We start from the raw sequence: 12622 nt of genomic DNA, 5'->3' as shown, positions 1-12622 counted from the left end.
CGTACGGCCTCTCCTGACCGGCCTCCCCCGCCGCAGGAGAGGCCGTCCGCGTGCCGCGCCGATGACCAGCGAGGCCTACAGGTCTAAACCAATTCCCTGGAGACTCTTGTCACCCGGCCTTTGGCCTGATGAGCTATGGCCCGGGACACATAGGCACATAGGACGCCCTGGGAAAGGGAGATGTCGTGAGCAACGAAAGCCTGGCCAACCTGCTCAAGGAGGAGCGGCGGTTCGCGCCGCCCTCCGAGCTGGCCGCGAACGCCAACGTGACGGCGGAGGCGTACGAGTGGGCCGAGGCGGACAGGCTGGGCTTCTGGGCCGAGCAGGCCCGGCGCCTGACCTGGGCCACCGAGCCGACCGAGACCCTCGACTGGTCGAACCCGCCGTTCGCGAAGTGGTTCGCCGACGGCAAGCTGAACGTCGCGTACAACTGCGTCGACCGCCATGTCGAGGCCGGGCACGGCGACCGCGTCGCCATCCACTTCGAGGGCGAGCCCGGCGACAGCCGCTCCCTCACCTATGCCGAGCTCAAGGACGAGGTGTCAAGGGCCGCCAACGCCCTTACGGAGCTGGGAGTTCAGGCCGGCGACCGGGTCGCGGTGTATCTGCCGATGATCCCCGAGGCGGCCGTCGCGATGCTCGCCTGCGCCCGGGTCGGCGCCGCGCACTCCGTGGTCTTCGGCGGCTTCTCGGCCGACGCCGTCGCCTCCCGTATCCAGGACGCCGACGCCAAGCTCGTCATCACCGCCGACGGCGGCTACCGGCGCGGCAAGCCCTCCGCCCTCAAGCCCGCCATCGACGAGGCCGTCACCAAGTGCCCGCAGGTCGAGCATGTGCTGGTGGTACGCCGCACGGGCCAGGACACCGCGTTCACCGAGGGCCGCGATGTGTGGTGGGACGACATTGTCGCCCGCCAGTCCGTGGAGCACACGCCCACCGCCTTCGACGCCGAGCACCCTCTGTTCATCCTGTACACCTCGGGTACGACGGGTAAGCCCAAGGGCATCCTGCACACCTCCGGCGGCTACCTCACCCAGGCCGCGTACACCCACCACGCGGTCTTCGACCTGAAGCCGGAGAGCGACGTCTACTGGTGCACGGCCGACATCGGCTGGGTCACCGGGCACTCGTACATCGTCTACGGGCCGCTCGCCAACGGCGCGACCCAGGTCATGTACGAGGGCACCCCGGACACCCCGCACCAGGGGCGGTTCTGGGAGATCGTGCAGAAGTACGGCGTGACCATCCTCTACACCGCGCCGACCGCGATCCGTACGTTCATGAAGTGGGGCGACGACATCCCCGCCAAGTTCGACCTGAGCAGTCTGCGGGTCCTGGGTTCGGTCGGCGAGCCGATCAACCCCGAGGCGTGGATGTGGTACCGCAAGCACATCGGCGCCGACAAGTGCCCGATCGTGGACACCTGGTGGCAGACCGAGACCGGCGCGATGATGATCTCGCCGCTGCCCGGAGTCACCCACACCAAGCCGGGTTCGGCCCAGCGCGCACTGCCCGGCATCGCCGCGACCGTGGTCGACGACGAGGCCCACGAGGTTCCGAACGGCGGGGGCGGCTACCTCGTCCTGACCGAGCCGTGGCCCTCCATGCTGCGCACCATCTGGGGCGACGACCAGCGCTTCATCGATACGTACTGGTCGCGCTTCGAGGGCCGGTACTTCGCGGGCGACGGCGCCAAGAAGGACGACGACGGCGACATCTGGCTGCTCGGCCGCGTCGACGACGTCATGCTCGTCTCCGGCCACAACATCTCGACGACGGAGGTCGAGTCGGCCCTCGTCTCGCACCCCTCGGTCGCCGAGGCGGCCGTGGTCGGCGCCGCCGACGAGACGACCGGGCAGGCCATCGTGGCCTTCGTGATCCTGCGCGGCACCGCCGCCGAGACCGACGGCCTGGTCGAGGAGCTGCGGGCGCACGTCGGCTCGGCCCTCGGCCCGATCGCCAAGCCCAAGCGCGTCCTGCCGGTCGCGGAGCTGCCCAAGACCCGCTCGGGCAAGATCATGCGCCGGCTGCTCCGCGACGTCGCCGAGAACCGTGAGCTGGGCGATGTCACCACGCTGACCGACTCCTCCGTCATGTCGCTGATCCAGAACAAGCTGCCGAGCGCGGCCAGCGAGGACTGAGCGGCCAACCAGCGCTGAAGGGCCCGGCCGGGGAGGCGGCCGGGCCCTTTTCGCGCGCCTTGTGGCTGGTATGCCCCTAAAGTGATGATCACCGGATTCACCCCGCCGCATGCACCACTCCATAAAGTTAGGTAAAGTAAGGAAAGCGTCAATGACGCGACAAGAAGGTCAGGTGCGCCGGGAAGTCTGGTCGGCAACGTGCTCAGTCATGCCCGCCGAACCGACCGGAGGTCGCCCTCGTGGCCATACCCACCCCCAGCAAGCGCAAGTTCCTCGGCCGCCTCTCACTGCCCGAGCGCAACTTCGTCGCGGAGGCGCTGCGCGCCGAGACCGTCGGCGGCGTCCTGTTGCTCGTGGCCGCGATCGCCGCGCTGATCTGGGCGAACACGCTGGGTTCGAGTTACGAGTCGGTCCGAGGTTTCCATCTGGGAATCGGCGCCCTGGGGCTCGACCTCTCGATACAGCACTGGGCGGCCGACGGCCTGCTCGCCATCTTCTTCTTTGTCGCCGGTATCGAGCTCAAACGTGAACTCGTCGCCGGAGAACTGCGCGACCCCAAGGCAGCCGCCCTGCCCGTGATCGCGGCCGTCTGCGGCATGGCCGTCCCCGCGCTCGTCTACGCACTGGTCAACATTTCCGGCAACGGATCCCTTGACGGCTGGGCCGTACCGACCGCTACGGACATCGCGTTCGCCCTGGCCGTGCTCGCGGTCATCGGCACCTCGCTGCCCTCCGCGCTCCGTGCCTTCCTGCTCACGCTCGCCGTCGTCGACGACCTCTTCGCGATCCTGATCATCGCGGTCTTCTTCACCAACAGCATCAACTTCGCGGCCCTGGGCGGCGCCGTGGTCGGGCTCGGCGTCTTCTGGCTGCTGCTCAGGAAGGGCGTGCGGGGCTGGTACGTCTACATCCCGCTCGCGCTCGTCATCTGGGGGCTGATGTACAACAGCGGCGTCCACGCCACCATCGCCGGCGTCGCGATGGGCCTGATGCTCCGCTGCCACCGCACCGAGGGCGAGGAGCACTCCCCCGGCGAGCACATCGAGCACCTGATGCGGCCGGTTTCGGCCGGGCTCGCGGTACCGCTCTTCGCGCTGTTCTCGGCCGGTGTGGGCATCAGCGGCGGCACCCTGGCCGACGTCTTCACCCGGCCCGAGACGCTCGGTGTCGTGCTCGGCCTGGTCGTCGGCAAGGCCCTCGGCATCTTCGGCGGCACCTGGCTGGCCGCCCGGTTCACCAAGGCCGAGCTCAACGACGACCTGGCCTGGGCCGACGTCTTCGCCGTCGCCTCGCTCGCCGGCATCGGCTTCACCGTCTCGCTGCTCATCGGCGAACTCGCCTTCGCCGACCAGGGCCGGCTGACCGACGAGGTCAAGGCGGCCGTCCTCGTGGGCTCCCTGATAGCCGCGGTCCTCGCCTCCGTCCTGCTCAAGATGCGGGTACGCAAGTACAAGGCGCTCGTCGAGGACGAGGAGCGGGACGACGACCAGGACGGCATCCCCGACATGTACGAACTGGACAAGCCGGAGTACCACCTGAGGATGGCCACGATCTACGAGAACAAGGCGGCCGAGCACCGCAGGCTGGCACAACTGGCGGGGGCGGGGCGCGACGACGGCGACAGTCCGGCATGATCTGACAACGGGCCTGTTGGACCTGTTGGACCTGTACGACCCGTCGGTATCCGAGAAGAGATGAGGGAGTCAGCGATGAGCGACCCCAGCCACAACGCCGGCAGCGCCGAGCGCAGCCTCGGCCAGCTGGTCGCCTCCGCGACCGCCGAGATGTCCGCGCTGGTGCACGACGAGATCGCGCTGGCCAAGGCCGAGCTGCGCCAGGACGTCAAGCGCGGGGCGATCGGCGGCATCGCCATCAGCACGGCCGGTGTGCTCGCGCTGTTCTCGCTGCCGGTGCTGAGCTTCGCGGCGGCGTACGGCATCCACAACCTGGGGCTGGGGCTGGCCTGGTCGTTCCTCATCGTCGGCGGGGCGTTCCTGGTGCTCGCGGCGCTGCTCGGGGCGCTCGCCATCGCCAAGTTCAAGAAGGTCAAGCCGCCGGAGAAGTCCATCGCCTCGGCCAAGCAGACGGCCGCGACGCTGCAGGGCGTGAAGCCGCACCCGCGCCCGGCGGCTGTCCAGGACGCGGTCACGGAGACGCCCGCCTCTGTGGCACGCTCGTCTGCATGACCGCACCCGATCCCGGTACCGGAAGCCCTGGCGGCACCGGCAGCCCCGTCCGTATCGATGGTCCCTGGACCCATAGGGACGTGGCAGCCAATGGTGCGCGCTTCCATATCGCCGAACTCGGCGACGGGCCACTGGTGTTGTTGCTCCATGGCTTTCCGCAGTTCTGGTGGACCTGGCGCCATCAGCTGACCGCGCTGGCCGACGCCGGTTTCCGCGCGGTCGCGATGGACCTGCGCGGGGTCGGCGGCAGCGACCGCACCCCGCGCGGCTACGACCCGGCCAACCTCGCCCTTGACATCACCGGCGTCGTACGGTCCCTGGGCGAGCCGGACGCGGCCCTGGTCGGGCACGACCTGGGCGGCTATCTGGCATGGACGGCGGCCGTGATGCGGCCCAAGCTGGTGCGCCGGCTCGTGGTGTCGTCGATGCCGCATCCGCGCCGCTGGCGCTCGGCGATGCTCGCCGACCTCAAGCAGACCTCGGCCGGGTCCTACGTCTGGGGGTTCCAGCGCCCCTGGCTGCCGGAGCGTCAACTGGTCGCGGACGACGCCGCCTTGGTCGGCCGCCTCGTACGGGACTGGTCGGGCCCGCGTCAGCCCGAGGACGAGGCCGTGGAGACCTACCGGCGCGCCATGTGCATCCCGTCCACGGCGCACTGCTCCATCGAGCCGTACCGCTGGATGGTGCGGTCGATGGCGCGGCCCGACGGCATCCAGTTCAACCGGAGGATGAAGCGGCCCGTCCGCGTCCCCACCCTCCACCTGCACGGCTCGCTGGACCCGGTGATGCGGACCCGCAGTGCGGCCGGCTCGGGCGAGTACGTCGAAGCGCCCTACCGCTGGCGGCTGTTCGACGGTCTGGGCCACTTCCCGCACGAGGAGGACCCGGTCGCGTTCTCGACCGAACTGGTCAACTGGCTGAGGGATCCGGAACCGGACCGCTGAGTTCCGATGGCCGCAGGGGAACTGCTGTCCGACGAACGGCCAAATGCCCGGCGCATAGGCCAATTGGCCCCCTCTGGCGCGGTTACCGACCATGGGCCCCGGGCACACGTCGGGGTATGGGCTGGACGCACGACTACGGTGACGCAGCACGCAACCGCCGAACGGCCGCAGGGCCGGTCTCCTACGAGAGGGGCGGCCCGCAGGGGCAGGGGCTGGAACACCCCTCCTCCGATTCCCGGGAGGTGGGCATTCCGCGCATCCTGCGCCGCCGGGCCCGCTGGGTCTCGGCCCGGCTGCGGCATACGCGAACCTAGTCGGCCCTGAGGTAGCCGAGTCCCGGGTGGGCGCTTCGGTAGCCGTCCAGGAGCCTTCGGGCGACCTGGACGGAGTCGACCAGTGGGTGCAGGGCGAAGGCCTTCACCGCCGCCCGCACCGACCCGCTCGCGGCCGCCTCCAGGACGCACCGCTCGACCGCCTTCACCGCGCCGACCAGGCCCGCCTCGTGGCCCGTCAGCTGTGTCACGGGCAGCGGGCGGGGGCCCGCCGCGTCGATCCGGCAGGGAATCTCGATGACGGCCCGCTCGTCGAGCGCGCGCAGGGACGTTCCATTGCGCACGTTCAGGATGAGCGTCGCCGCCTCGTCCCTCGCGATGGCCCGCATCAGGGCGAGCGCCACGGTCTCGTACCCGCCTGACTCCAGGTCGTCGGCCGCACGCTCGCCGGCCCCCGACACGTCCCGGTTCTCGGACATGTACGTGGCCTCGCGCTCGGCCCGGGTGCGGTCCCAGGCCGCCCACACCGACGCGTCGGGCACGGTCTCCGCCGTGGCGTAGAAACGTGCCTGCTGGTCCTTGAGAAAGGCGCCGCGGGTCTGCTCGGCCTGCTGGTAGGCGGTCACCGCCTCGCGGTTGAAGTAGTAGTAGTGCAGGTACTCGTTCGGCACGGAGCCCAGCGAGCGCAGCCAGTCGGCGCCGAACAGCTTGCCCTCCTCGAAGGAGGTGAGCAGCTCGTCGCCCTGCTCGAACAGGCGCGGCAGGACGTTCTTGTCGCCCTCGTACAGGCCGTGCAGCCAGCCCAGGTGGTTGAGGCCCGCGTAGTCCAGGCGCACCGCGTCCGGGTCGGCGCCGATCGTGCGGGCGACCCGGCGGGCCAGACCCACCGGCGAGTCGCAGATGCCGATGACGCGCTCGCCGAGGTGCTCGGCCATCGCCTCGGTGACCAGGCCGGCCGGATTGGTGAAGTTGATGACCCAGGCGTCGGGGGCGACCGCCCTGACCCGCCGGGCGATCTCGACGGCGACCGGCACGGTGCGCAGCCCGTAGGCGATGCCGCCCGCGCCGACCGTCTCCTGACCGAGGACGCCCTCGGCGAGCGCGATCCGCTCGTCGGCGGCCCGGCCCTCCAGACCGCCGACGCGGATCGCCGAGAACACGAAGTCCGCGCCGCGCAGCGCCTCGTCGAGGTCGGTGGTGGTGCGCACCCGGGGGGCGTCCTCGATCCCGTACGCCCGGTCGGCGAGGACCCGGCCGATGGCGTGCAGCCGGGCCGCGTCCAGGTCGTACAGGACCACCTCGGTGACGCGCCCGGGCGCGTGGTCGCGCAGGAGGGCGCCGTACACGAGGGGGACGCGGAAGCCGCCGCCGCCGAGGATCGTCAGTCGCATCGGAGCCTTCTCGTCAGGGGGTCATAGGGCGCACTGCTGGCTGTCGACCTGCTGACTGGCCGTGCGGCCCTGCTGGATGTCGGCCTGGATCTCGTCGGCGGTCAGCGCGTATCCGGTGTCCGGGTCGTCGAGGGACTTCGCGAAGACCACCCCGTACACCTTGCCCTCGGTGGTCAGGAGCGGGCCGCCGGAGTTGCCGGGGCGGACCGTGGTGAACAGCGAGTAGACATCGCGGCGGACCGTGCCGCGGTGGTAGATGTCCGGCCCGTTCGCGCTGATCCGGCCTCGGATGCGGGCGGAGCGGACGTCGTAGGGATGGTCCTCGGGGAAGCCCGCGACGATCGCGCTGTTGCCGCTGCGGGCGTCGGTCGAGGTGAACTGGAGCGGGGGCGCCTTCAGGTCCGGCACGTCCAGGACCGCGATGTCGCGGCGCCAGTCGTAGAGCACGACCTTCGCGTCGTACGTACGCCCCTGACCGCCTATCTGGATGGTCGGCTCGTCCACGCCGCCCACCACGTGCGCGTTGGTCATGACGCGCCGGTCGGCGAACACGAAGCCGGTGCCTTCGAGGCGCTTTCCGCAGCTCGGGGCCATGCCGACTACCTTGACGATGGACTTCTGGGCAGCGGCCGCGACCGGACTGCCGGCCAGCTTCGGGTCCGGCGCCTGGACCTCGGTGATCGACTCGTTCGAGAACGGCGTGAAGACCTGCGGGAAGCCGTTCTGCGCGAGGACCGAGGAGAAGTCGCTGAACCAGGTCGACGCCTGTGGGGGCATCACATTGGAGACCCCGAGCAGAATCTTGGAGTTGCGGACCTCCTTGCCCAGCGTCGGCAGGGCGGTCCCCGCGAGCGCGGAGCCGATCAGCCACGCGACGAGCAGCATGGCCACGACGTTGACCAGGGCCCCGCCGGTGGCATCCAGGGCTCTCGCGGGCGACCAGGTGATGTACCGGCGCAGCTTGTTGCCGAGGTGGGTGGTGAAGGCCTGGCCCACGGAGGCGCAGACGATCACGATGACGACCGCGACCACGGCCGCTGTCGTCGAGACCTGGGACTCGTTGGTCAGCTGGTCCCAGATGACCGGGAGCAGGTACACGGCGATGAGGCCACCGCCGAGGAACCCGATCACCGACAGGATGCCGACGACGAAGCCCTGGCGGTAGCCGACGATCGCGAACCACACGGCGGCGACCAGCAACAGGATGTCCAGCACGTTCACGGGCCCCAGCCTGTCACGCGTGCCAGTCGAGCGGCACCCGCTTGGCTCGGTCCCACGGGCGCTCCCAGCCCGCGTAGTGCACGATCCGGTCGATCACCCCGGCCGTGAAGCCCCACACCAGCGCCGATTCGACCAGGAATGCCGGGCCTGCGTGGCCACGTGGGTGGACGGCGGTCGCCCGGTTGGCCGGGTCCGTGAGATCCGCCACGGGCACGGTGAAGACGCGGGCCGTCTCGCCGCTGTCGACGGCCCGCACCGGCGTCGGCTCGCGCCACCAGCCGAGCACGGGCGTCACGACGAAGCCGCTGACCGGGATGTAGAGCCGGGGCAGGACGCCGAAGATCTGGACGCCGGCCGGGTCCAGCCCGGTCTCCTCCTCGGCCTCGCGCAGCGCGGCCCGCAGCGGCCCTGTGGTGGCCGGGTCGCCGTCCTCCGGGTCGAGGGCGCCGCCCGGGAAGGAGGGCTGGCCGCCGTGCGACCGGAGCTGGCTCGCCCGCTCCATGAGGAGCAACTCGGGACCTCGCGGGCCCTCGCCGAAGAGGACGAGGACGGCGGACTGGCGCCCGTCGCCGCTCTCCGGCGGCAGGAACCGGCTCATCTGCTCGGGCTCGACGGCCTCGGCCGCCCGCACGACCGGCCCCAGCCAGTCGGGCAGACCCTCGCTGCTCACGGTGAGCCCGTTGGGGCTGGGGCGGGCGTGCGGCTCGGCGCCGGGGCCCGGGGGGCCACCGGCCGCGCGGCCGGTGGTGGCGCGGCCCAGGGTCGTGTCGCCGACGGCTCGGGCCCTGGCTGCGTCCTTGGCGGGGTCTGCGGTGGGGCCGCCAGTGGGGTCGCCTGTCCCGCGCGGGGTGCCGGGCCCGGCCGGGTCGTCTGCGCCGTTCACGGAATGGGCGTGGCCGGGCCCGCCGATACGGCCGCTCAGGCCGCTGCTGCGGCCGCGGTCGGTGTCCACACGGCCGACCGGGCCGCCGGTGCGGCCCAGACCGCCGGTCGCGCTCAGATCACCGTCGTACGTCTCGCTCGTGTGCGTCATCTGCACCCCCGTCATTCACCGTCCACAACGCCTGTGACGGTCGCTTTCGTTCCGGCCGGCTCCAGCGTCCGTCTTCCGGGTGACGTCAGCCGGCTCCCAGCGGCGGCGCGGGCAGCCCCGGATAGTCCGGCGGCGGGCTCAGCCGCTGGCCCGGCAGGCCGCCCTTCTCGTACTTGAGGAGCTTCTGCGCCTTCTCGGGGTCGGTCTCGCCCTCACCGTACGACGGGCAGAGCGGGGCGATCGGGCAGGCGCCGCAGGCGGGCTTGCGGGCGTGGCAGATGCGGCGGCCGTGGAAGACGACCCGGTGCGAGAGCATCGTCCACTCGCTCTTGGGGAAGATCGCGCAGATCTCCGCCTCGACCTTCTCCGGGTCCTCCTGCTCGGTCCATTTGAACCGGCGCACCAGCCTGCCGAAGTGGGTGTCGACGGTGATCCCCGGCACCCCAAATGCATTGCCAAGCACGACATTCGCGGTCTTGCGCCCGACGCCGGGCAGCTTGACCAGATCCTCCAGGCGGCCCGGAACCTCGCCGCCGAACTCGTCCCTGAGGGCAGTGGCGAGCCCCATGATCGACTTGGTCTTGGCCCGGAAGAACCCGGTGGGCCGGATGATCGCCTCGACCTCCTCGGGGTTCGCCGCGGCGAGGTCCTCGGGCGTCGGGTACGCGGCGAACAGGCCCGGAGTCGTCTGGTTGACCCGGAGGTCGGTGGTCTGCGCCGACAGGACCGTCGCGACGAGCAGCTCGAAGGGGTTGCGGAAGTCCAGTTCGGGATGGGCGTACGGATAGACCTCGGCGAGCTCGCGATTGATCCGGCGGGCCCGGCGGACCATCGCGAGATGGGACTCGGGCTTGGCCCCGCCGGACCGGCCGCCGGCGGCGCCCGTGCCGGTGGCCTTGGGGGCGCTCTTGGCGGTGCTCTTGGCGGTGCTCTTGGCGGTGCTCTTGGCTGCGGCCGCACGCTTGGCCTTCGACGCGGCTTTCGCCTGGGGGCCGCCCGGGGAGGCAGCCTCCTTAGGAGGCGCCGCGTCGGCAGAGGTGACCTTGGCGGCCGTCACCTCGTCGGCCGCCTTCTTGGCAGCGGTCTTCTTGGCGGCGGGCTTGACCATGGCGGGCTCCTCGACTGCGGGCTTCACTCGGGCGGCCTTCCCAGCCGGTTCGGCCACGCTTTCGACCCGCTTGCCGACCCGGGCCGACGAGGCGGCTCCGGTGGCCCTCGCGGCCCTCTTCGCGGGGTCTTTCGCCTTGGACGCGGGCTGTTCGCCCACAGCGGAATCGTTCTCTGCGGACACTCTTCCAGCCCCCCTGGCCTGCGCTCTCACCGGCGAATTGGACACCCGGCCAGCCTAAAGCCCGGCACCGACATCCGCCCCGGCCACCGCGAATCACGGCCCCAATCGGCCCCCTGACTCACGGTCCGGCACTCCAGTACGTCATCCTTGTGATTGATCGCACTGTTTAGACCGTCCGGCAAAATGGGGAGCAGGCTCCCCTGATACCGGTCGACAAGGAGAGATTCGTGGACGACGTTCTGCGGCGCGCCCCGCTCTTCGCGGCGCTCGATGACGAGCAGGCCGCGGAGCTCCGCGCCTCGATGAGTGAGGTGACGCTCGCCCGTGGCGACGCCCTCTTCCACGAGGGCGACCCCGGCGACCGCCTGTACGTGGTCACCGAGGGCAAGGTGAAGCTGCACCGCACCTCACCCGACGGCCGGGAGAACATGCTGGCGGTCCTCGGCCCCGGCGAGCTCATCGGCGAGCTGTCCCTCTTCGACCCGGGCCCGCGCACCGCCACCGCGACCGCGCTGACCGAGGTCAAGCTGCTGGGCCTGGGCCACGGCGACCTTCAGCCCTGGCTGAACGCCCGCCCGGAGGTGGCTACGGCCCTGCTCCGCGCCGTCGCCCGCCGACTGCGCAAGACCAACGACCAGATGTCCGACCTGGTCTTCTCCGACGTGCCGGGCCGTGTCGCCCGCGCGCTCCTCGACCTGTCGCGCCGCTTCGGCGTGCAGTCCGAGGAGGGCATCCACGTCGTCCACGACCTCACTCAGGAAGAGCTGGCCCAGCTGGTCGGCGCCTCCCGCGAGACGGTCAACAAGGCGCTCGCCGACTTCGCCCAGCGCGGCTGGCTGCGCCTGGAGGCCCGCGCGGTCATCCTGCTGGACGTCGAGCGCCTGGCGAAGCGCTCGCGCTGAGCACCATCGTCCGCGGCCGCGTCCTTGGCGGCCTCGTCGCTTCGTACGCCTGAGGGGCCGGTCTCGCCCGAGACCGGCCCCTTTCGCGTGGGCGGACTCTCGGGGTGGACCGGCCTTCGCGTGGACCAGCTTCCTCATGGGCGCGCATGGGCGCGACCACGCAGACACGAACGCGCAGGCGGGATGGACGAGCAGCCCGGCTGTCAGTGGCCCGGTCTACTCTGCGCGTAACTGCTGTGCTCCGCGCGGACGATCGCGGCGCGGCGAACGCAAGGACACAGGGGCGCAAAGACGCAAGAACACAAGGTCACAGCGGCACATGGCCGGACGGACGGGTGCGACGGATTGGACAGCTTGCACGCATACATCGAGCGCGAGGGGTCGCTCGCCCTTGTGCAGCCGGAATTCCGGGCCGTCGTCGCCGCCCTGCGCGACCAGGTGGCCCACCGGTTCGGCGAGCGGCTGCACAGCGCGTACCTGTACGGGTCCGTGCCACGCGGCACGGCGCGGGCAGGCCGGTCCGACCTGGACGTGCTGCTCGCGCTGCACAAGCACCCGACGGGCGCCGACCGGGCCGAGGCTCGGAACCTCCAGGCCGAACTGGACGCCGGGTTCGACGTGATCGACGGGGCCGGGATCCTGCTGTTCGGCCGGGACGTGCTGCTGAGCGAGCTCGAGCGGTACGACCTCGGCTGGTTCGTGGCCTGTCTGTGCACCCCGCTACTCGGGGACGACCTCGCCGAACACCTGCCGCGCTACCGGCCCACCTCGCTGCTCGCCCGCGAGACCAACGGCGACCTCGGCGACGCCTTGCCCCGCTGGCGCCGACAAGCCGCAGAAGCCACCGGGGCCGCAGCAGCCACAGAGGCCACGAAGGCCGCCGACGACGCGGCGCTCCGGTCGCTGGTGCGCGGCGCCTCGCGCAAGCTGGTGCGGACCGCGTTCACGCTGGTCATGCCGCAGTACGGCGGCTGGACCAGCGATCTGGCGGAGCAGGCGGAGATCTTCGGGCGCTACTACCCGGAGCGTGCCGAGCAGTTGAGAAAAATTGCCGTACTGGCCGGGAACCCGGTCGCGGACCGGAACGTTCTCGATATGTACACCGAAAATCTCGGACCGTGGCTCGCCGCCGAATACCTCACGGTCCATGGCGCCAAGGCGCCGCGCCCGCAGGAGAGTTGAGCACCGCCTCACCCAACTCTCCTCTGCAGAGCGCCGGTTCACACCACCCCGCTGAACCA

General features: G+C 70.9%; 11 protein-coding genes. 7 read left to right on the top strand and 4 right to left on the bottom strand.

The window, feature by feature from the left end; all coding sequences use genetic code 11:
* The first annotated feature begins 185 nt into the window (after positions 1-185).
* The 5 genes from acs (at position 186) to ACSHXC_RS21400 (ending at position 5585) form a co-directional block, all read left to right on the top strand.
* Positions 186-2141: an acetate--CoA ligase gene (gene acs / locus ACSHXC_RS21420; RefSeq protein ID WP_438293132.1), complete on the top strand. Its 1956-nt coding sequence runs from the start codon at positions 186-188 to the stop codon at positions 2139-2141.
* Positions 2142-2380: 239 nt separating this feature from the next.
* Positions 2381-3775 (top strand): Na+/H+ antiporter NhaA, encoded by a 1395-nt coding sequence (gene nhaA / locus ACSHXC_RS21415; protein WP_438293131.1) that lies wholly within the window; start codon positions 2381-2383, stop codon positions 3773-3775.
* Positions 3776-3850: 75 nt separating this feature from the next.
* The gene (locus ACSHXC_RS21410) at positions 3851-4327 is read left to right on the top strand and encodes a phage holin family protein (RefSeq protein WP_438293130.1); all 477 of its coding nucleotides are present in this window, start codon (positions 3851-3853) and stop codon (positions 4325-4327) included.
* Positions 4324-5271 (top strand): alpha/beta fold hydrolase, encoded by a 948-nt coding sequence (locus ACSHXC_RS21405; RefSeq protein ID WP_189961765.1) that lies wholly within the window; start codon positions 4324-4326, stop codon positions 5269-5271. Before ACSHXC_RS21410 ends, ACSHXC_RS21405 begins: the two co-directional genes overlap by 4 nt.
* 116 nt (positions 5272-5387) lie before the next feature.
* Complete coding sequence (locus ACSHXC_RS21400) at positions 5388-5585, top strand: hypothetical protein (RefSeq protein WP_078966621.1); 198 nt, start codon at positions 5388-5390, stop codon at positions 5583-5585.
* Here the strand turns inward: ACSHXC_RS21400 and ACSHXC_RS21395 are convergent.
* The 4 genes from ACSHXC_RS21395 to nth form a co-directional block, all read right to left on the bottom strand.
* A complete protein-coding gene (locus tag ACSHXC_RS21395) occupies positions 5582-6934 on the bottom strand; it encodes a 6-phospho-beta-glucosidase (RefSeq protein WP_438293129.1) in 1353 nt (450 codons plus the stop codon). The two genes, ACSHXC_RS21400 and ACSHXC_RS21395, sit on opposite strands and share 4 nt — an antisense overlap.
* A 21-nt stretch (positions 6935-6955) precedes the next feature.
* Positions 6956-8155, bottom strand: a complete 1200-nt coding sequence (locus tag ACSHXC_RS21390; RefSeq protein ID WP_438293128.1) for a MarP family serine protease — start codon at positions 8153-8155, stop codon at positions 6956-6958.
* Between the two features lie 13 nt (positions 8156-8168).
* The gene (locus tag ACSHXC_RS21385; protein ID WP_438296731.1) at positions 8169-8825 is read right to left on the bottom strand and encodes an NUDIX hydrolase; all 657 of its coding nucleotides are present in this window, start codon (positions 8823-8825) and stop codon (positions 8169-8171) included.
* A gap of 448 nt (positions 8826-9273) precedes the next feature.
* Positions 9274-10323, bottom strand: a complete 1050-nt coding sequence (gene nth, locus ACSHXC_RS21380) for an endonuclease III (RefSeq protein ID WP_438296729.1) — start codon at positions 10321-10323, stop codon at positions 9274-9276.
* A 383-nt stretch (positions 10324-10706) separates the two neighbouring features.
* Here nth and ACSHXC_RS21375 point away from each other — a divergent pair, with 383 nt between their 5' ends.
* Together ACSHXC_RS21375 and ACSHXC_RS21370 are read left to right on the top strand one after the other, a co-directional pair.
* Complete coding sequence (locus tag ACSHXC_RS21375) at positions 10707-11381, top strand: Crp/Fnr family transcriptional regulator (RefSeq protein ID WP_017947815.1); 675 nt, start codon at positions 10707-10709, stop codon at positions 11379-11381.
* A 354-nt stretch (positions 11382-11735) separates the two neighbouring features.
* Positions 11736-12563: a nucleotidyltransferase domain-containing protein gene (locus ACSHXC_RS21370; RefSeq protein ID WP_438293127.1), complete on the top strand. Its 828-nt coding sequence runs from the start codon at positions 11736-11738 to the stop codon at positions 12561-12563.
* Positions 12564-12622: the final 59 nt, after the last annotated feature.

This window comes from Streptomyces sp. HUAS TT7 (assembly GCF_051550175.1).
In the GTDB taxonomy this organism is placed as follows: domain Bacteria; phylum Actinomycetota; class Actinomycetes; order Streptomycetales; family Streptomycetaceae; genus Streptomyces.
This window is presented reverse-complemented; position numbering and strand designations above follow the sequence as displayed.

Coding starts and splice junctions, on each gene's coding strand:
- ACSHXC_RS21410 (WP_438293130.1), top strand. CDS start 3,851: ATGAGCGACCCCAGCCACAACGCCGGCAGCGCCGAGCGCAGCCTCGGC.
- ACSHXC_RS21405 (WP_189961765.1), top strand. CDS start 4,324: ATGACCGCACCCGATCCCGGTACCGGAAGCCCTGGCGGCACCGGCAGC.
- ACSHXC_RS21400 (WP_078966621.1), top strand. CDS start 5,388: ATGGGCTGGACGCACGACTACGGTGACGCAGCACGCAACCGCCGAACG.
- ACSHXC_RS21395 (WP_438293129.1), bottom strand. CDS start 6,934: ATGCGACTGACGATCCTCGGCGGCGGCGGCTTCCGCGTCCCCCTCGTG.